The sequence below is a fragment of the Nonomuraea sp. NPDC048882 genome, from assembly GCF_040649755.1.
GTDB classification, from domain to species: Bacteria; Actinomycetota; Actinomycetes; order Streptosporangiales; family Streptosporangiaceae; genus Nonomuraea; species Nonomuraea maheshkhaliensis.
Genome location: NZ_JBEZGB010000003.1, coordinates 977783 through 997450, shown reverse-complemented (window position 1 = coordinate 997450; position 19668 = coordinate 977783). Strand labels below are relative to the sequence as shown.

Genomic DNA, 19668 nt, shown 5'->3' with positions numbered 1-19668 from the left:
GCACCAGACTTCGGGCTCCGTACGACGAGACCAGATGCCTAGCGACCAGGCCGCCCAGCGTCCCGGTCCCGCCCGTGATGAGAATCGGGCGTTCCAGGTCCAGCACCGGCGGCATCCGCAACACGATCTTCCCGACGTGTCCCGCCCGCTGCATCAGGCGGAACGCCTCCGGGGCCCGCCGCACATCCCACGTCCGCACCGGCAACCGCTCCATCACCCCGTCCCGGAACAGCGCCAGGACCTCGGACAACATCGTGCCGAGCCGGTCGGGTCCGGCCTCCATGAGGGAGTAGAGCAGGTAATGGACGCCGCTGTCGGTCCTGATGTCGGTCTTGCCGAGCTCCAGGAAGCGGCCGTCGGGTTTGAGGAGGCCGAGTGAGGCGTCGGTGAAGTCTCCGGCCAGGGAGTTCAGGACGACATCCATCTGTGGGAAGCGGTCGGCGAACTCCAGGGTGCGGGAGCTGGCCAGGTGGTCTTCGTCCAGGCCGGTGGCCGGCCATTTGGCGGGGCCGGCAGTGCCGTACACCTCCGCGCCGAGGTGGCGGGCGATCTGCACCGCCGCCATGCCGACGCCGCCCGCCGCCGCGTGGATCAGCACCTTCTCCCCCGGCCGGAGACCGGCCAGGTCCACCAGTCCGTAGTACGCGGTCAGGAACGCCACCGGCACCGCAGCCGCCTCCGCGAACGACCACCCCTCGGGGATCGGCGCGAGCAGGCGCTGGTCAGTGACGCCGGAGGGGCCGAACGCGCCGTCCATCAGGCCCATCACCCGGTCACCCACGGCCAGGCCCGTCACACCCGGGCCCACCTCGGTCACCACGCCGGCGATCTCGCCGCCGATCGGCTCGTCGTTCTCGGGGACCATGCCGAGCACGACCACCAGGTCACGGAAGTTCAGTCCCGCGGCCCGTACGGCGACCCTGACCTCGCCCTCCTCCAGGGAGCGGGTGGGGACGGGGACCAGCGACAGGGCGGAGAGGCTGCCCTTGGCGGGGGCGTCCAGACGCCAATCGCCGGTGGGCGGGATGAGGGTGGGCGTGGTGGCGGCGCGGGCCAGCCTGGGGGCGAGCAGCTTGCCCGTGGCGGTGGCGGCGGCGGTGGCGGCGGTGGGGTCGGGCGAGGGGCGTACGGCGAGCTGCGGTTCACCGTCGCCCAGTGCCGCGAGCACCGCGCCGGCGGGCACGCCGCTGCCGTCGGGGTCGAGGTCGAGCAGCGCGAACCGGCCGGGGTGCTCGGACTGGGCCGACCTGATCAGGCCCCACACGGGCGCGGCGGCCAGGTCGGGAACGTCACCGTCCGTCCCGGCGGGCGCGGCGCCTCGCGTGACGATGACGAGCCGCGTGTCGGCCAGCCGCTCCTCGGCCAGCCATGCTTGTACGAGCGCCAGCGCCTCCTCGGCGACCTCACCACCGAGCCGCGCGACATTCTCGCCCGGCTCAGGCGGCGTCGCGTCTGCAGCCGCAGACGCGGGCGCGGGCGCGGGCGCGGGCGCGGGCGCGGGCGCAGACAGCATTGCTGACGGGAGGGCCGCCTGAGGCGCTTGGTCGCCGGTTCCGGTGTCGCGCAAGGTGACGAAGACCGTGCCGGGTAGTTGGTCGGCGGCGATCAGGTCGGTCAGGCCCGTGTAGGCGTGCGCGGCCAGGCCGTACCGCACGAGGGTGTCGGCTCCGGTGCCCAGGGCGGCGACGGGGCGGCCGGCTGGGGCGGGGAGGTCTGGCAGGGGGCTCCACTCGACTCGGTACAGGGAGTCGTGGCGGGCAGGTGCGAGCGCGCTCGCCGAGTTCGGCCGCGAGACGAGGGACTCGACCGTGATCAGCGGCGCCCCGGCTGGGTCGGCGGCGATCAACTGGATGGTGTCGCGGCCCGTGCGACACAGGTGGACGCGGGCCGCCGCCGCGCCGGAGGCGTGCAGGGTGACGCCGGTCCAGGCGAAGGGCAGGGTGACGCCCTGCTCGTCGTCGCCGAGCAGGGCTTCGGCGTGCAGGGCGGCGTCCAGCAGCGCGGGGTGCAGGCCGTAGCGGTCGGCGCCGGCGCCTTCGGGGAGCGCCACCTCGGCGAAGACCTCGCCGTCGCGCAGCCAGGCGGCCTTCACCCCCTGGAACGTCGGGCCGTACCCGTAGCCGGCCGCGGCGAGCCGCTCGTACAGGCCGTCCACCGGTACAGGGACGGCACCTGGAGGCGGCCACGCGGTGAGGCCGACGCCAGCGGAGTTGATCCCCACAGGGTCGGCACCGGCAGAGTCGACACCAGCAGGGGCGACAGCGGCGGAAGCGAAACCGGCAGAGGGGAGGTCGGCGGGGGCGCCGTGTGGGGTGAGGAGGCCGCTGGCGTGGCGGGTCCAGGGGCCTTCGCCGATTCTGGAGTGCACGGTGATCGTACGGGCGCCGTCCGTCTCGGGGCCGACGGCGATCTGCACCTGCACGGCCCCGCGCTCAGGCAGCGGCAGCGGGGCCTCCAGGGTCAGCTCGGCCAGGTGACCGCAGCCGACGTGGTCGCCGGCCGCGATGGCCAGCTCCACGAACGCGGTGCCGGGCAGCAGCACCGTGCCCGAGGCGGCGTGGTCGGCCAGCCACGCCTGCGTGTGCAGGGCCAGCCGGCCGGTCAGCACGATCCCGCCGGACTCGGCGAGCACCACGGCCGCGCCCAGCAGCGGATGTCCCGCCGCCGACAGCCCGGCGGCGGTGACGTCCTCGCCTCCCGCCGAGGCGTCGAGCCAGAAGCGGCGCCGCTGGAACGCGTACGTGGGCAGCTCCACCCTGGTCGGCGAAGTGCCGCCGCCGACGGCGGTGGTCAGGTCGGCGGGGACGCCGTTCGCATACGCCTCGGCCGCCGAGGTGAGGAAGCGCGCGGGCCCGCCCTCGTCGCGGCGCAGCGTCCCGGTGGCGTAGGCGTCCGCGCCGGCGGCCTCGATGGTGTCGCGGACGCTCATGACGAGCACCGGGTGCGCGCTGCACTCGATGAACGCGCCGCGCCCGTCCCGCAGCAGCGCGGTGACGACGTCGTGGAAGGCGACGGGACGGCGGGCGTTGCCGAACCAGTACTCGGGGGTCAGCTCGGCCGTGTCCAGCGCGTCACCGGTGACCGTCGAGTAGAAGGGCACGTGGCCGGTGCGCGGGCGGATCGGCGCCAGCAGGTCGAGCAGGCGGTCGTGCAGCGGGTCCACCTGGTCGCTGTGGGAGGCGACGGTGCTGGCCAGGTGCCGGGCCCTGATCCCCTCCGCCTCGCACTGCGCCACCAGTTCGGCGAGCGCCGCCTCGTCGCCGACGACGGTGGAGTGGGAGGGGCCGTTCCGCGCGCCCACCGACAGGCGGCCGTCCCACTGGGTCAGGCGCCGTTCCAGGTCGGACGCGGGCAGCGCGATGGCGGCGATGGCGCCCTTGCCGACCAGCGTCTCGGCGAACAGGCGGCTGCGCAGCACGATCACGCGTACGGCGTCCTCCAGCGACAGGCCGCCGGCCACGTACGCGGCGGCCACCTCGCCCTGGGAGTGGCCCACGACGGCGGACGGGCGCACGCCCATCGACTCCCACAGGGCTGCCAGCGACACCATCACCGCGAACAGCACCGGCTGCACGACCTCCAGCCGGTCCAGGGCGGCGGGGTCGTGCAGGGCTTCGAGCACGTGCCAGTCCACGTGCCGGTCGATCTCGGCGGCCACCTCGGTCATGCTGGTGGCGAAGACGGGGCTGGTCCGCAGGAGTTCGGCGGCCATGCCGGGCCACTGGGAGCCTTGGCCGGGGAAGATGAACACGGCCTGTGCGCGGGCTTCGGCGCCGGCGTGGGTGGTGCCGAGGACGAGGTTGGGTGCGGGCTCGCCGTCGGCCAGTGCCGTGAGCGCGGACGTCAGGGCGTCAGGGTCGCCTCCGCCGGCGATGACGACGGCGCGGTGCTCCCATGGGGTGCGGGTGGTGAGCAGGGATCGGGCCACGTCAGGCAGGGCGACGGCGGGCTCGGTCACGGTGGGCTCTCCGTCGGGTCGCCCGTCCGGATGTCCGTCAGCGTGCCCGTCGGGCTGCCCGGTGAGACGTCCGGAAAGGTGATCCGCCAGGGCCGCCGCCTGTGCGCGCAGTGCTGCCTCGCTTCTGCCCGACACGGCGAACGGCAGCACGTCAGGCGTGCGGTCGCCGTAGAGCACCGACGCGGTACGCCCGCCGGCCGCTTCATGAACGGTGGTCGCCTCGGCCTCGTCCCCCGACACGGAGTCCAGCTGAGACTCGGGCCCCGTCCCGGACGTCGAATCCGTCCCTGACGCGAGCCTCGTCCCTGACGCGAGCCCCGTCCCGACGGCGAAAAGTTTCTCGGTCGCGGGAGGTTCCTCGATGACGACGTGGGCGTTCGTGCCCGAGACGCCGAAGGACGACACCCCGGCCCGCCTCGGCAGCCCGTTCGCGGGCCACGGCGTGTCCTCCAGCAGCAGCTCCACCCCGCCCGACGACCAGTCCACGTACGGCGACGGCTCGTCCACGTGCAGGGTGCGCGGCAGCATGGAGTGCCGCATGGCCATCACCATCTTGATCACCCCGGCGACGCCGGCGGCGGCCTGGGTGTGGCCGAGGTTGGACTTGACGGAGCCGAGGCGGAGCGGGCCGCGCCCGTCGCGGTCGCGGCCGTACGTGGCGAGCAGGGCGTGCGCCTCGATCGGGTCGCCCAGTTTGGTGCCGGTCCCGTGTGCCTCCACCGCGTCCACCTGGTCGGGCGTGAGGCCGGCGTTGGCCAGGGCCTGGCGGATCACCCGTTCCTGCGATGGCCCGTTGGGGGCGGTGAGGCCGCTGCTGGCGCCGTCCTGGTTGATGGCCGAGCCGCGGATCACGGCGAGCACGGGGTGGCCGTGGCGCAGCGCGTCGGAGAGGCGTTCGACGGCGAGGATGCCGGCGCCCTCGGAGAAGGCGGCCCCGTCGGCGGAGGCGGCGAACGCCTTGCACCGGCCGTCGCGCGACATGACCCGCTGGCGGCTGAACGCGGTGAACGTGCCGGGGGTGGACATGACGGTGACCCCGCCGGCCAGGGCGAGGTCGGTCTCCCCCTCACGCAGCGACCGGCAGGCCAGGTGGAGGGCGACGAGGGAGGCCGAGCAGGCGGTGTCGACGGTGAAGGTCGGGCCTTCGAAGCCGAAGGTGTAGGCGACGCGGCCGGAGACGACGCTGGTGGCGTTGCCGGTGACGAGGTAGCCCTCGACGTCGGCGGGCGCCTTGTCCAGGCGGGGCCCGTAGTCCTGCGGCTCGGCGCCGATGAAGACGCCGGTGCCGCTGCCCCGGAGGGTGGCGGGGTCGATGCCGGCGTGTTCGAGCGCCTCCCAGGCGGTCTCCAGGACGATCCGCTGCTGCGGGTCCATGGCCAGGGCCTCGCGTGGGTTGATGCCGAAGAAGGCGGGGTCGAACGCGTCGGCGTCGTGCAGGAAGTGCGCCTGGCGCAGGTAGGAGGTGTTGGGCGTCTCGGGGTTGTCGTCGAAGAGCCGTTCCAGGTCCCAGCCGCGGTTGGTGGGGAAGCCGGTGACGCTCTCGCGGCCCTCGGCCACGAACCGCCACAACTCGTCGGGCGTGGTGACGCCGCCGGGGTAGCGGCAGCCGATGCCGATGATCGCCAGGGGATCGGCGGAGGCGGAGGCGGAGGCGGAGGCGGAGGCGACCCTGACCTCGTCGCGGCCGGCGGTGTCGCCGTACAGGTGGGCGTGCAGGAAGTCGGCCACGGCCTGCGGCGTGGGGTGGTCGAACGCGAGCGTCATGGGCAGGTCGGCGCCGACGGCCTCGGCGAGCCGGTCGTGCAGCTCCACCGCGCCGAGCGAGTCCAGGCCGAGCTCGCGGAAGCCGCGGGCGGGGTCCACCGTGTCCGGCGGGTCGGGGTGCGTGGTCCGCAGGATGCCGACGGTGACGTCTCGTACCAGCTTGACCAGGAAGCTACGCTGCTCGCTCACTTTTCCGTACTCCGTCGCTCGCTCATGCGTACGTGCGCGTGGGTCTGGCGGGTGGTCCTGCGGGGTGGGCCGGTGGGCCTACTCGTACTTGCGGTGGAACTCGACGCGGGAGATCGACACGACCTCGCCGTCGTGGACGACGACCTCGGCGGGGGCGGGCCGGCCGAGGAACATGACGAGGCTGGCGGTCATCCCGTACGCGCCCGCGTTCGGGATCGTCACGACGTCGCCGGGGCGCAGGCGGGGGACGTCCACGTTCCTGCCGAGGATGTCGCCTGGGGTGCAGAGGGGGCCGGCGAGCGTGGCGGGCTCCAGGGCCTCTCCCGCCTCGCCCGAATCATCCGAGCCCGTGTCGACCTCGACGGTGATGGGCAGCAGGCGGCCGAGCCCGGACATGCCGCCGAGCACGTTGATGCCGGCGTCGAGGATGACGAACCGCCGGCCGCGGCTCTCCTTGACGTTCACCACGGTGCAGACGAGCTCGCCGCAGTCGCCGACCAGGTAGCGGCCGGACTCGACGGCCACCCGCGGCTCGCCGTCGCGCCAGCCGGGGAAGTGCTCGTCGAGCACCTCCTCCAGCGCGGCCCGCAGCCCGGAGTAGACGGTGCGCTCGCCGTGGGCGAGGTACGGCGCCGCGAAGCCGCCGCCCAGGTCCAGCAGGCCGATGGGCATGCCGGTCTCCTTCCGCAGCCGGGCGGCGGTGGCGGCGGTGTGGCGGAACTCGGCGATGAGGCTGTCTTCGTCCTTGGCGTTGCTGAGCGAGAACAGGTGCACCCCCGCCAGCCGGGTGCCGGGCACGGTGCTCAGCTCGGGCATGAGCGCGGGCAGCGTCTCACTGTCGATGCCGAACTGGGACGGCGCGCCGGTCATCCTGATGCTGGTGGTGCCGCCTGACTCGACGCTGTTGATGCGCAGCAGGCAGTCGGCGACGACGCCGCGCACGGTGGCGGCGGCGCCGACGTGACGCAGGTCCGACGGCGACTCGACGGAGAACGTGCGCACCCCGGCGTCGAGGGCGACGGCGAGTTCGTCGTGGGTCTTGCCGGGGCCCGTGTAGAGGATCTCCGAGGCGTCGAACCCGGCCGCGAACGCCGCGTCCAGCTCCCCGGTCGAGCTGATCTCGGCGCGCGCGCCGCGTTCGCGCAGGGTACGGCCGATCTCGGGGTGGGGGTTGGCCTTGAGCGAGAAGTAGCGGGTGACCCCGTCGGGCAGCGCGGCCATGAGGTCGTCATGGGCGGCGGCGACCCGGTCCAGGTCGTAGACGTAGAGGGGGCTTCCGAAGCGGGCCGCGAGGTCGTCGCGGCTGATCGAACGGCTCATCCGAGGGTTTCCTTCAGCAGCTGGGCCAGGCGCCGGCGCTCGTTCTTGCCGTTGAGCGTCAGCGGGAAGGCGGGCAGGACGTGGCAGGCGGCGGGGGTCTTGGCGGGTTCGAGGCGTTCGCGCAGGCCCCGCAGCACGTCCTGCGGCCGCAGGTCGCTCTCGACGAAGATCACCAGGTCGTGGCCGTCGCCGGGCGGCAGGGCGGCGGCGGCGCGCACGCCGGGCACGTCCATGGCGGCGGCCTCGATCTCGACGGTGCTCATGCGGGCGCCGCGGCGCTTGAACATGTCGTCGCGGCGGCCTTCGAAGTAGAGGAAGCCGTCCTCGTCGAGGTGGCCGTGGTCGCCGGTGTGCAGGCGGGTCTCGCCCGTCTCGGGGTCGGGGCGGTAGACGGCGGCGGTGAGCTCGGGCGCGCGCCAGTAGCCGGCCATGACGTTCGGTCCGGAGACGACGATCTCGCCGCTGACGCCGGGGGGCACGGGGCGGCCGGCGGCGCCGAGGACGGCGACGGTGGTGCCGGGCAGCGCCCTACCTGACGAGCCCGGCCGCTCGTCGCCGAGCTCCGGGTCCATGATGGTGACGCGCTTGCACTCGGTGATGCCGTACATGCGCACCACCGCGGCGCCGGGGAAGCCGGCGCGCAGGGCCTGGATGGTGGTCTCGGGCAGGGCGGCGCCGGTGTTGGTGAACATGCGCACGCGGCCGGGGTCGTGCCCGCCGCGCCCGGCGAGGGAGGCGATCATGCTGCCGAGTGAGGGCACGATGGGCACCACGGTGGCGCCGCACTCCTCGATGGCCCTGAGCAGGCCGAGGTCGGGTTCGTCGTCGGCGAGCACGAGCTCCGCGCCGCCGAGCGCGGCCAGCATGATCTGGTAGAGGCCGTAGTCGAAGGAGAGCGGTAGCCGGCAGTAGACGACGTCGTCGGCGCGGTAGCCGAGCACCGCGTTGATCGCGGAGGCCGCGAACGACACCCGCGCGTGCGGGCACACCACGCCCTTCGGGGCGGCGGTGCTGCCGGAGGTGTAGATGAGCAGCGCCACGTCGTCGGGCCCGACCTTCACCGGGTCGGGCCTGGCGGCCAGTCCGGCCAGGACCTCGATGTCCGTCCAGAGCTCGTCGAGCGACACGACGGGGACGGCGCTCCAGTCGAGCGGGTCCGCGCTCCCGTCGGGCGCCGGGCCCGAGCGGGCGGTCCCGTTGGGCGTGGCCGCGCGGGCGGTGCTCAAGTCGGCCGGGTCGCCGCCGTCGTCGGTGATCAGCACCGCTGGTTCGGCGTCCGCGAGGACCGAGCGCAGGTGGAACGGCTTCATGCCGGGGTTGATCGGCACCGCGGCGGCGCCGGCGCGCCAGATGCCGTACAGCAGGGGGACGATCTCGCGCCGGTTGCGGGTCCTGACGAGAACCCGGTCGCCCAGCCGCACTCCGCCGGCGACCAGCCATCCTGCGACGGCGTTGCTGAGCCGCGTCACCTGCTGGTACGTCAGGGCGCCCCTGGCGTCACGCACCGCCCGGCCCAGCGGGTGGCGGGCGGCGGCCTCGTCCAGCAGGTCGTGGACGAGGCCCGAGCGGAGGGACGGCGTCGTGGCCATGGTCGTTCCTCCATCCATGTCTGGCATCCATGTCCGGGCCCCACGTCCGGCCTTCGGACCTCGCGGGCGGCTTTCCTTATCCCCTGGAGAAAGTAGTCCCGGCGCTTCCGAAGCCACACCCCTAACGGCCCCCTAAGCCTTATGCCTCGCCCCTTAGCACTGCTCCGGCCAGGTTCCGTAGATAAGCCCGGTCCGTTTTTCTGTTGCCGTTCATCGGCAATGCGGCGAAGTGACGATAATGCCGTGGCACGATGCCGTCAGGAAGCGTCTGGCGCAATCCGCGTGCCATTTCGGCCGAGGCCTGTTGAAGACCGGTGTAGAAGACGACGAGTTCGGCGGTGTCGCCGTTGTCGACGCCGACGGTGACCGCGTCCTCGACGCCGCGCAGGCCGCGTACGGCGTGGTCGATCTCGGCCGTCTCCACGCGCCAGCCGCGCACCTGCACCTGGGCGTCGGCCCGGCCGAGGTAGACCAGTTCGCCGCTCGCCGTCCTGCGGGCCCGGTCGCCGGTGTTGTACCAGGTGCGGCCGTCGCGTTCGACGAAGCGGCCGTGGCCGTGCGCCGGATCGAGGTAGCCGGGGGTGAGCTGGGGGCCGGTGATCCACAGCTCGCCCTCGGCGCCTGCGGGCCGGCCGCGCTCGTCGAGGAGCAGGTGGTCGTGGCCGTCGTTGACGGCGCCGATGGGCGCCAGGCCGTTCACGCCGAGTGCGGGCGAGCCGGGCGTCCAGCGGTGCGCGCTGATCGTGATGGTCAGCTCGGTCGGGCCGTAGAGGTTCTCCAGCGTGGCGGCGGGCGCGGCGGCCTGCCAGGCGGCGGCGTCGGCGCACTTCAGCGCCTCCCCGGCGAACAGACTCCAGCGCAGGCCCGGCATCGAGCCGGGGGTCAGGCCGCCGGCCCTGCGGACGGCGCCGATCGCGCCGGGCGTGGAGAACCAGACGGTCACGCCGTGCGCGGCGAGGTAGCCGGGCAGGTCGCGGTAGGCGTGCGGGGGCACGTCGCGCACGTGCGCGCCCGCGCTCCAGGCGCAGAACAGGTCGAACATGGCGCAGTCGAAGGTCAGGTCGAACGTCTGCGAGAAGACGTCGTCCTGGGCGAAGCCGAAGCGCCGCTCCGCCCACGAGAAGTAGGAGCTCAGGTTGCCGTGGGTGATCGGCACCCCCTTGGGCGTGCCGGTGGAGCCCGAGGTGAACAGCACGTACGCCACGTCCTCCGCCTGTACGGGCACCGGCTCGGCCAGCGGCGGGCCTTCGGCGGCGACGGGCAGGCCCAGCTCGTCCGCGGGCCCGTCGGCGACCAGCACGGACACGCCGGCCGCGCGCGCCATCGCCAGCGTGCGGGCCCGGGGGAAGCCGGGGTTGAGCGGCACGACGGTCAGCCCCGCGTACAGGCCGGCCAGGATGCCCACGTACGCGGTCCGGCCGCGCGGGGCCAGCACGCCCACGGCGGTGTGCCCGCGCCCGGCCAGACCGCCGGCCAGCCGGAGCGCCGCCGCGTCCGTATCCGCGTACGTGGCGCTGTCGCCGCCGATCGTGAACGCAGGCCCGCCGGGATTCTTGGCGAGCCCTTTCCTGAATAGCGAATAAAGAGGCCGATTGATTTTCGTGATGGACATCTCCGGATTCCGCCTATACCGTCGATTACGTGAGTCCTACCGAAAGCGAGGAAATCATGACTTCCCCCTGGGACGATAAGTTCGAGACGCTCGTCCGCGGCGCGCTTCCTTTTCTCGGGCCCGGCGAAGAACTGCGCGCCGACACCGATCTGACCGACGCCGGGCTCGACTCGATGGCCATTGTCGAGCTGCTGACGTCCCTGGAGCAGGCGTACGGCGTGCGCCTGGCCGCCGAGGCGCTGACGCGGGAGACGTTCGGGACGCCCGCCACGCTGTGGCGGGCGCTGTCCCTGGCGAGCTGAGCGCGGGCGGGGCCGCCACGGCTCCGCCGCCGTCCCATGAGCACCCCGTCTCCTCAGAACCGACCCGTCAGAACCGGCCCTTCAGGGCCGACCTCGGGTTCACGGCGACCACCGCGAAGTTCCGCGTCGTGACGGGCACCCGGCCGAACAGGCTGTCCTGGCCCGTCACGCAGAGCCGGGTCACCCCGCGCCGCAGCATCGACTCGACCACAGACGGCCAGGACGGCGCCCGGACGAAGGCGTCGAGCAGCAGCGTGCGCACCTGCTCCCCCGTCGTGAGCGCCGCACCGCCGGCGTCGTCCAGCACCGGCAGCTTGGGGTCGGCGAACTCCAGCCCCGCCAGCACCTCCCGCTCGACCGTGCGGCGCAGCGGCGCGAACGCGGCGGCGTGCATGGGCGGGCGCATCGTGTAGAGCGACAGGCCGCCGGCCTTCCTGATCCGCCCGTCCAGCCAGTCCAGCTCGGTGCCGGGCAGCGAGAGCATGACGAAGTCGTGGTCCACGCGGCACGACAGCTCGTGCCAGATCCCGCGCCGTTCCAGGTCGTGCATGATCTCCGCCTGCGCCGGGCCGGGCACGCGGACGAAGGAGTGGGTGACCACGCCGGGGTGGGCCGTGGCGAAGTAGTCCCGCGTGTGCCGGGCGATCTCGGCCGTCATGCGGACGGCCGGCTCGAAGCCGAGCGCCTGCGCGTACGCGGCGGCGGCCTTCCCGCCGAAGCTGGGCCCCACGCACAGCTCGGGGGTGAGGCCGAGCTCGCGTTCGGCCCAGGAGGCCAGCGCCAGGCAGTTCACCAGGAACGCCACCTGCGCGGCCTGGCTGTAGTCGTCGTCCGCCTCGGCGTACCGTTCGGCCACGGGGTAGCCGACCGTGTCGGAGGCGCGGCCGAACAGCTCGCGCGCCACCGGGTCGCGTTCGAGGAAGGCGGCCGCCTCCCCTGCGTCCGTGGGCCCCATGCCGGGGAAGACGAAAGCGGTGCCGCCGCTCATCCGCACTCCTTCAGGTGGTCGAGCAGGACCTGCGTGAACCGCTCCGGCTCCTCAAGGTGGGGGGTGTGGCTGGAGTTCTCGAAGATCTCCCACCGCACGTCGGGGATGAGCTCGAAGTACGGCCGCACGGTCTCCGGAGTGGCCTCGTCGTACCGCCCCGAGATGAGCAGGGTGGGCACGTCGATCTCGGCGACCCGATCCTCCACACCCCAGTCGCGGAGCGACCCGATCACGTGAAACTCACTGGGCCCGTTCATCGCGTAGTAGACGGTCGGATCGTTGTAGATCTCCATGAAGGTGGCCTGAAACTCCTGAGGCCAAGGAGACAGCCGGCAGACGTGGCGGTTGTAGAAGACCATCATCGCCTCGAAGTACTCCCGCGAGTCGGTCGTACCAGCCTCCTCATGAGCCCGCAGCACGTCGTCCACTCCGGGCGGCAGCCGGCCGCGCAGCACCGCCATCTCCTTCAGCCACAGCGGGTACGACACGGGGGCGTTCGCGATCACCAGCCCGCGCAGCCCCGGCGGCCGGGCGGCGGCGTGGGCGGCGCCCAGCATCCCGCCCCACGACTGCCCGACCAGCACGTAGCCGTCACGCAGCCCGAGCCGGTCGAGCAGGTTGTCCAGCTCGTCCAGGAACAGGCGCGGCGTCCAGAAGCCGGGAGGCGCGTCGGGCAGGTGGGTGGAGCCGCCGTTGCCGAGCTGGTCGTAGTGGATCACGGGATAGCCGTGGTCGGCCAGGCCGGCCAGGCCGACGAGGTAGTCGTGGGTGCTGCCGGGGCCTCCGTGCAGCGCGACGACGGCGGGCCCGGCGCCGGGCAGCTCGCCGGTGCGGCGGTACCAGGTCCGGTACGGCCCGAACGGCAGATGGCCCTTCACAGTGGCGGGGCGGGACATCGTTCACCAGCCCCGCTTGATCGTGTCGGCGATGTGCCGGCGCTGCTCGTCGCTCACCCACCACCCCACCGGCACGCACACGACGCGCGGGGCAACGGCGTCGAGGCCGGGCAGGTCGGCGGCGAATCCGCGTACCACGGAGTGCTTGTCGTTGCGTTCGTGCACGTTGCTCGCCATGATCCCGGCCTCGTTCATGCGCTTGACGAACCCGGCCCGGTCCTCGACCTTCATCGGGTAGATCCAGAACGAGTGCGTACGATCGGCCGCCCGCTCGGTGAGCTCGACCCCGGGCACGCCTGACAGCTCGGCGTCGTAGAAGGCGGCGTTCTCCCGCTGCCTGGCCAGCGCCCGCTCGGCCGTGTCCAGGTTGGCCAGGCCGACGGCGGCGTTGATGTCGTTCATGTGGAACTTGTAGCCCCACTCGGCGACGTCGGGCGGGTTGCTCAGCCGGTCGGCGGAGCGTTCGATGCCGAACCAGCGCAACAGCCGGGCCCGCTGGTGCAGCTCCGGCGTCGGCAGGGTCATCGCGCCGCCGTCGCCGCAGGTCAGGTGCTTGATGGCCTGGAAGCTGAAGACGGAGACGTTGCCGTGCGCGCCGATCGGCGTGCCGTCGTAGGTGGCGCCCCAGGCGTGGGCGCAGTCCTCGACGACCGGCGGCCGGAACCCGTGCAGCGCCTCGGCCCGGTCGAGCACGGCCTCCAGCCTGGCCAGGTCCACGGGGTAGCCGGCGAAGTGCACGACCACGATGGCGCGCGTGCTGGGGGTGATCTTCCTGGCCAGGTCGTCGAGGTCCATGGTGAGCGTGGCCGGGTCGACGTCCACCCACTTGATGCGCAGGCCGTTGGCCAGGATCGCCCAGTTGGTGGCCTCCATGGTGAGCGGCGTGGACAGCACCTCGCCGCCGCTCGCCGGCCGGTGGCCGGTGACCAGGCGCAGGGCCAGGGTCAGGCCGGAGGTGCCGCTGTTGACGGTGACGACGCGCGGGTTGCCGACGCGGGCGGCCAGTGCCCGTTCGAACGCCTCGACCTTGGGGCCCTGGCCGACCATGCCGCTGCCGAGCACCTCGGCGGCGGCCGCCGGGGCCTCGGCCGACATGGCGACCTTGAACAGCGGGATCATCGCCGGTCACCGCCCACGGCGAGGCCGTCCAGGCGGGCGTACAGCTCCTGGCAGTCGGTGTAGGCGGGCAGCAGGCCGCGCTCGGCCGCCTCCCGCAGCGTGGGGGCGGCACGGTCCTTCTCCGACATCAGCGGCTCGGGTGTGACGGGCCAGGGCAGGTTCAGCTCGGGGTCGAGCGCGTTGATCTGCACCTCGCGTCCCGGGGCCCACGTGCTGGAGCACAGGTAGACGACGGTCGCCTCGTCGGTGAGCGGGGCGAAGCCGTGGGCGAGGCCCTCGGCCAGGTAGAGCGCCCGCCGGTTGGTCTCGGTCAGCTCGGCGGCGACGTACTCCCCGTACGTGGGCGAGCCCAGCCGGATGTCCACGACGATGTCGATGATGCCGCCCTGCGGGCAGGTGACGTAGCGGGCCTGGCTGGGCAGCGCCACCGCGTGCAGGCCCCGGATCGTGCCCCGCCGCGACAGCGAGCAGTTGACCTGCGCCACGTTCAGCTCGTGGCCGACGTCCCGTTGGAAGGCAGGCTGGCTGAACAGTTCCAGGAAGTGGCCTCTGTCGTCGGGGTAGATCACCGGATCCGCCAGGAAGGCGCCGTCCACGTCCAGTCGGTGCAACTGCATTGGTGTGACCTTTCGAAGGGCCTGGCTGACGTTTCATGGTCGGCCGCGCGCGAGCCGCCGAACAACCCCCTACCAACCCTTATCGTGCGGCCACTCCCCTAAACGGGGGTAACGCCGTTGACCGGCTTCCCCGGCACCCGTTTGATGCGTGTCATGGGAAGGATTCTGCTGGCCGTCATTATGCTGGCCGTACCGCTGCACGTCATTCCGGAGAAACGATTCCAGGTGCCTGGATTACGCGCGCCCGCGGAGATAATCGTGGACCGCTGGGGAGTTCCGCACATTTACGCGGAAAATGATCAGGACCTTTTCCTGGCGCAGGGTTTCAACGCCGCGCGGGACCGGCTGTTCCAGCTCGACCTGTGGCGGCGGCGCGGGCTCGGGCTGCTGTCGGAGGTGTTCGGGCCCGAGCACGCCGAGCGCGACCGCGCCGCCCGGCTGTTCCTCTACCGGGGCGACATGGACCGCGAGTGGGCGGCCTACGGCCCCGGCGCCCGGCAGGCCGCGACCGCCTTCACCGCGGGGATCAACGCCTACGTCGCGCACCTGGAGGAGAACCCGGAGGCGATGCCGCCCGAGTTCACCCGGCTCGGCTACCGCCCGTCCCGGTGGCGGCCCGAGGACGTGGTGCGCGTCCGCAGCCACGGCCTGGCCATGAACCTGTCCACCGAGGTGCTGCGCGCCGCCGTCGTGTGCAAGGCGGGCATCGAGGCCGACCGCAAGCTGTGGCGGCTCCAGCCTGCGCACAAGACGCGGGTGCCGCGCGGGCTCGACCCGTGCGCGATCCCCGCCGACGTGCTGCGCGTCTACCAGCTCGGTACGCAGGGCGTCAGGGTCTCGGGCAACACGCTGGTCACCGAGCCGCGGGCGGTGTCGGAAGGCAGCAACGCGTGGGCGGTCTCACCCGGCCGCACGGCGACGGGCCGGCCGGTGCTGGCCTCCGACCCGCACCGGTCGCTGACCGCGCCCGCGCTGCGGTATCTCACCCACCTGTCGGCGCCCGGGCTCGACGTCATCGGCGCGGGCGAGCCGGCCCTGCCCGGCGTCTCGATCGGGCACAACGGCACGATCGCGTTCGGCCTGACCGTCTTCGCGATGGACCAGGAGGATCTGTACGTCTACCGGACCAAGGGCGGCTCGTACGCGTACAAGGGCGAGTGGGAGCCGTTCCGCGAGGTCACCGAGCAGATCGCCGGGCGGCCGGCGAAGCTGACGTTCACCCGGCACGGCCCGGTCATCGCGACCGACCCTGAGCGCGGCCTGGCGTACGCGCTGCGCACCACGTGGCTGGAGCCCGGCACCGCTCCCTACTTCGGCTCGATGCGTTACCTGCGCGCCCGCGACTTCGGCGGCTTCACCGAGGCCATGCGCACCTGGGGCGGCCCGCCGGAGAACCAGATCTACGCCGACTCCCGCGGCCACGTCGGCTGGGTGCCCGGCGGCCTGGCCCCCAAGCGGACCGGCTACGACGGGCTGCTGCCCGTGCCCGGCGACGGCCGCTACGAGTGGGCCGGTTTCCGCGACGGCCGCGAGCTGCCCCGCCTGCTCGATCCGCCGGCCGGGTTCGTGGCCTCGGCGAACGAGTACAACCTGCCGCCCGGCTCACCGGTCGTCGGCTATGAGTGGGATCAGCCGTTCCGGCGGCAGCGGATCGACGAGGTGCTCTCCGCCGACAAACGCGCCGACGTGCGCGGCTCGGCCCGGCTGCAGAACGACGTGGTGTCCCTGCCGGCCAGGTCGCTGGTGCCGCTGCTGCGCGACCTGACCACGCAGGACCCGTCGGCGGTGCGGGCGCTGGCGGTGCTCAAGGGGTTCGACGGGGTGTGCGCGGTGGACTCCGGGCCGGCCGCCCTGTTCGAGACGTGGCTGACCCGCCATCTCGGCCCCGGGTTCGTCGCGGAGTCGGGGCTGCCGCCCGAGGTGCCCTTCTTCGACCTGCGCACGATCCTGGAGGAGCTGGCGCGCGGCGGCCACGAGGCGCTGATGGTGCGCACGCTGGCCGCCGCCTACGACGACGTGGCGGCCCGGCTCGGCCCCGACCCGGCCGCCTGGCGGTGGGGCGACCTGCAGCGCACGACCTTCACCTCCGCCGCCGGCGACGACGTGGGCCCGTTCCCGCGTGGCGGGTCGGCGTACACGGTGAACGCCTCGACGTATCTTCCGAGCGATTTCCGGCACGTTTCAGGGGCGTCGTTCAGAATGGTGCTCGACGTGGGCGCCTGGGACAATTCGCTGGCGATCAACGCGCCCGGGCAGTCCGGTGACCCGCGCGATCCGCATTATCGCGACCTGGCCGCGTCGTGGCAGCGCGGCGAATACTTCCCGCTCGTTTACGGCCGAGCCGCCGTGGAGTCCGCCGCAGCCGGCCGGATAACGCTGACACCGGTGTCGGGATAGGGGTGGTAAGGGGTTGGTCCGGTCACCGCCCCGCGGTTAGCGTGCATTTGCCTTTACCTCTCCGCGACGAACGGATGACGGCGTTGACGGTCATTGCAGAAAATTCCCGGCTGGATGGCCGCGCTCCCGCCGTCCGCCTGTCCCGCCTGCTCGACCCGGGTTCGGTGACGTACCTGACCGAGAGCGACGCCACGGGTGTGGCGACCGCGCGGGGCAGGATCGGCGGCCGGTCCGTGCTCGCCTTCTGCACCGACGCGGCCGTCATGGGCGGCGCGCTCGGCGCCGGCGGCTGCGAGCGGATCGTGGCGGCCATCGACCGGGCGGCCCGCGAGGGCAGCCCGGTGATCGGGCTGTGGCACTCGGGCGGCGCGCGGCTGGCCGACGGCGTGGAGTCGATGGACGGCGTGGGGCGGGTGTTCGCCGCCATCACGCGGGCGTCGGGCCGGGTGCCGCAGATCAGCGTCATCCTGGGCCCGGCCGCCGGGGCCGCCGCCTACGGCCCGGCGCTCACCGACGTGGTGATCATGGCGGAGCCCGCGCGGATGTTCGTGACGGGGCCCGACGTGGTCCGCAAGGTCACCGGCGAGGAGATCGACATGGAGGCGCTCGGCGGCCCCGCCGCCCACGGCGTCAAATCCGGGGTCGCCCACGTGGTCACCGCGACCGAGGAGGCCGCCTACGCCACCGCCCGCCAGCTCACCGGCCTGCTGGCCGGCCCCTCCCTGTTCTCCCCGCGCACCGCCGGCGACTGCGACGGGCTGGCCGGGCTGCTGCCGGACAACCCCCGCCGCGCCTACGACGTGCGGCCGCTGGTCAAGGCGATCCTCGATCCCGGGCAGCCGTTCGTCGAGCTGCAGCCGCGCTGGGCGCCGAACATCGTGATCGGCCTCGGCCGGCTCACCGGCGGCGCGGTCGGGGTCGTCGCCAACAACCCGCTGCGCAAGGGCGGCTGCCTCGACTCGCTCAGCGCCGAGAAGGCCGCCCGCTTCGTCCGGATGTGCGATGCGCTGGGCGTGCCGCTCGTCGTCCTGGCCGACGTGCCCGGCTACCTGCCGGGCGTGCGGCAGGAGTGGGACGGCGTGATCAGGCGGGGCGCCAAGCTGCTGCACGCCTTCGCCGCCGCCGAGGTGCCGCGCGTGACGCTGGTGACGCGCAAGGCGTACGGCGGGGCGTACATCGCGATGAACTCCCGCTCACTCGGCGCCACCCGCGTCTTCGCCTGGCCCGGCACCAGCATCGCGGTGATGAGCGCCGAGGCCGCGGCCGGCATCGTGCACCGCAAGGAGCTGGCCAGGGCGCCCGAGGCGGAGCGGGCGGCGCTGCAGCGCAGCCTGGCCGAGCGGCTCGACCGCGAGAGCGGCGGCGTGGACAGGGCGCGGTCCCTGGGCGTCGTGGACGAGATCATCGAGCGCACCTCGACCCGGCGCAAACTGTCCGCGGCGCTGGCCGCCGCGCCCTCCAGGCGGGGCCCGCACGCCAACATCCCGTTGTGAACCGGACCGGACGCAAGCAGGAAGCGGACCGGACACGAACCGGCCGGAAGTGAACCGGAAGGACGAAGCGTCATGGATGCCCTGACCGAAGCCGTGCTGAGCGGTGCGAGCCCGGAGGAACTGGCCGCGGCCCCGGTGCCCGGCGACTATCTCGCCGCCCACCTGCGGGTGGAGGACGTGCACATGTTCGACGGTATGAACGACGGCGACGACAAGGACGTGCGCAAGTCGCTGCGCGTGGGCACCGTGCCGATGCCGGAGCTGGCCCCCGACGAGGTGCTGATCGCGGTGATGGCCAGCTCGATCAACTACAACACGGTGTGGTCGGCGATGTTCGAGCCGCTGCCGACCTTCGGCTTCCTCGAACGCTTCGCCGCCACCGGCGGGTACGCCCGCCGCCACGACCTGCCGTACCACGTGCTCGGCTCCGACGGCGCCGGTGTGATCGTCCGGGTCGGCGACGGCGTGCGCCGCTGGCGGCCGGGCGACCACGTCGTCATCAGCCCGTCGTACGTGGACGACCAGGAGCCCGCCACGCACGGCGACGGGATGATGGGCGCCGAGCAGCGGGTGTGGGGGTTCGAGACGAACTTCGGCGGGCTCGCCCACTACACGGTCGCGCGGGCCAGCCAGCTCGCGCCCAAGCCGGCCCACCTGACCTGGGAGGAGGCCGCGTCCATCACGTTGTGCGCGGTCACCGCCTACCGGATGCTGATCAGCCATCGCGGCACCCCGATCAAGCTGGGCGACCTGGTGCTGATCTGGGGCGCGGCGGGCGGGCTCGGCGCGTACGCGGTGCAGATGGTGAAGGCGGCGGGCGGCGTCCCGATCGGCGTGGTCGGTTCGGAGCGCAAGGCCGATCTGCTGCGCCGGCTCGGCTGCGACGTCGTCATCGACCGCAACGAGATCGGGCTGGGCGGCCGGCCGCCGGCCACGCCGGGCGAGACGATCGCGGCGGGCAAGCGGCTCGGCCGGGCGATCAGGGCCGCGACGGGCGAGGATCCGCACGTGGTCTTCGACTACGTGGGCCGCGACACGTTCGGCATCTCGACCTTCGTGGTCCGCCGCGGCGGCGCGGTCGTCACGTGCGGATCGAGCACGGGCTTCGCACACGAGTACGACAACCGCTACCTGTGGATGAACCTCAAGCGGATCGTCGGCAGCCACGCGGCCAACCTCCAGGAGACGTGGGAGTGCCTGCGGCTGTTCGCCAAGGGTGTGCTGGTGCCGACGCTGGCCACGCAGTACCCGCTGGAGGACGTCGCCGAGGCGGCCAGGCTCGTCCAGCTGAACGAGCATCAGGGCAAGGTCGGCGTGCTCTGCCTGGCTCCCGAGCCGGGCATGGGCGTGATGGATCCCGGTTTCCGCGCCCGCGTCGGCGAGGATCGTCTGCACGCCCTGCGCGGCTGAGGCGGGAGCGACAA

Annotated in this window: 12 protein-coding genes; 4 read left to right on the top strand and 8 right to left on the bottom strand. The window is 73.0% G+C overall.

What is annotated here, in order from left to right; genetic code table 11:
* The 4 genes from AB0C27_RS14425 to AB0C27_RS14410 all read right to left on the bottom strand — a co-directional run.
* The coding region (locus AB0C27_RS14425; RefSeq protein ID WP_357843049.1) for a beta-ketoacyl synthase N-terminal-like domain-containing protein at positions 1 to 5911 on the bottom strand (5911 nt) is incomplete at its 3' end.
* 78 nt (positions 5912 to 5989) lie between these two features.
* The gene (locus AB0C27_RS14420) at positions 5990 to 7231 is read right to left on the bottom strand and encodes a type III PLP-dependent enzyme (protein WP_357843046.1); all 1242 of its coding nucleotides are present in this window, start codon (positions 7229 to 7231) and stop codon (positions 5990 to 5992) included.
* Positions 7228 to 8838 carry an AMP-binding protein gene (locus AB0C27_RS14415; RefSeq protein ID WP_357843043.1) on the bottom strand — a complete coding sequence of 537 codons (1611 nt, stop codon included), beginning with the start codon at positions 8836 to 8838 and terminating at the stop codon, positions 7228 to 7230. The genes AB0C27_RS14420 and AB0C27_RS14415 overlap by 4 nt, the downstream gene beginning before the upstream one ends.
* Positions 8839 to 8959: 121 nt before the next feature.
* Complete coding sequence (locus tag AB0C27_RS14410; RefSeq protein ID WP_357843040.1) at positions 8960 to 10432, bottom strand: AMP-binding protein; 1473 nt, start codon at positions 10430 to 10432, stop codon at positions 8960 to 8962.
* 56 nt (positions 10433 to 10488) lie between these two features.
* Here AB0C27_RS14410 and AB0C27_RS14405 point away from each other — a divergent pair, with 56 nt between their 5' ends.
* The gene (locus AB0C27_RS14405; protein WP_346111845.1) at positions 10489 to 10734 is read left to right on the top strand and encodes an acyl carrier protein; all 246 of its coding nucleotides are present in this window, start codon (positions 10489 to 10491) and stop codon (positions 10732 to 10734) included.
* A 67-nt stretch (positions 10735 to 10801) separates the two neighbouring features.
* Here the strand turns inward: AB0C27_RS14405 and AB0C27_RS14400 are convergent, their stop codons facing one another.
* Genes AB0C27_RS14400 through rfbC form a run of 4 tightly spaced genes read right to left on the bottom strand, consistent with a single transcriptional unit; the run spans position 10802 to position 14354 of the window.
* Positions 10802 to 11722: an ACP S-malonyltransferase gene (locus tag AB0C27_RS14400; RefSeq protein ID WP_357843037.1), complete on the bottom strand. Its 921-nt coding sequence runs from the start codon at positions 11720 to 11722 to the stop codon at positions 10802 to 10804.
* On the bottom strand, positions 11719 to 12618 hold the full coding sequence (locus AB0C27_RS14395) for a proline iminopeptidase-family hydrolase (RefSeq protein WP_357843034.1): 900 nt from the start codon (positions 12616 to 12618) through the stop codon (positions 11719 to 11721). The genes AB0C27_RS14400 and AB0C27_RS14395 overlap by 4 nt, the downstream gene beginning before the upstream one ends.
* A 3-nt stretch (positions 12619 to 12621) precedes the next feature.
* The gene (locus AB0C27_RS14390) at positions 12622 to 13737 is read right to left on the bottom strand and encodes a DegT/DnrJ/EryC1/StrS family aminotransferase (protein WP_357843031.1); all 1116 of its coding nucleotides are present in this window, start codon (positions 13735 to 13737) and stop codon (positions 12622 to 12624) included.
* Positions 13734 to 14354, bottom strand: coding sequence for a dTDP-4-dehydrorhamnose 3,5-epimerase (rfbC, locus tag AB0C27_RS14385; protein WP_357843028.1), 621 nt, complete (start codon positions 14352 to 14354; stop codon positions 13734 to 13736). Before rfbC ends, AB0C27_RS14390 begins: the two co-directional genes overlap by 4 nt.
* Positions 14355 to 14507: 153 nt before the next feature.
* Between rfbC and AB0C27_RS14380 the strand changes: the two genes are divergently transcribed.
* The 3 genes from AB0C27_RS14380 (at position 14508) to ccrA (ending at position 19654) form a co-directional block, all read left to right on the top strand.
* Positions 14508 to 16751: a penicillin acylase family protein gene (locus AB0C27_RS14380; protein ID WP_357843025.1), complete on the top strand. Its 2244-nt coding sequence runs from the start codon at positions 14508 to 14510 to the stop codon at positions 16749 to 16751.
* 83 nt (positions 16752 to 16834) lie between these two features.
* Positions 16835 to 18244: a carboxyl transferase domain-containing protein gene (locus tag AB0C27_RS14375; protein ID WP_357843022.1), complete on the top strand. Its 1410-nt coding sequence runs from the start codon at positions 16835 to 16837 to the stop codon at positions 18242 to 18244.
* 72 nt (positions 18245 to 18316) lie between these two features.
* A complete protein-coding gene (gene ccrA, locus AB0C27_RS14370; protein ID WP_357843020.1) occupies positions 18317 to 19654 on the top strand; it encodes a crotonyl-CoA carboxylase/reductase in 1338 nt (445 codons plus the stop codon).
* The last annotated feature ends 14 nt before the right edge of the window (positions 19655 to 19668 follow it).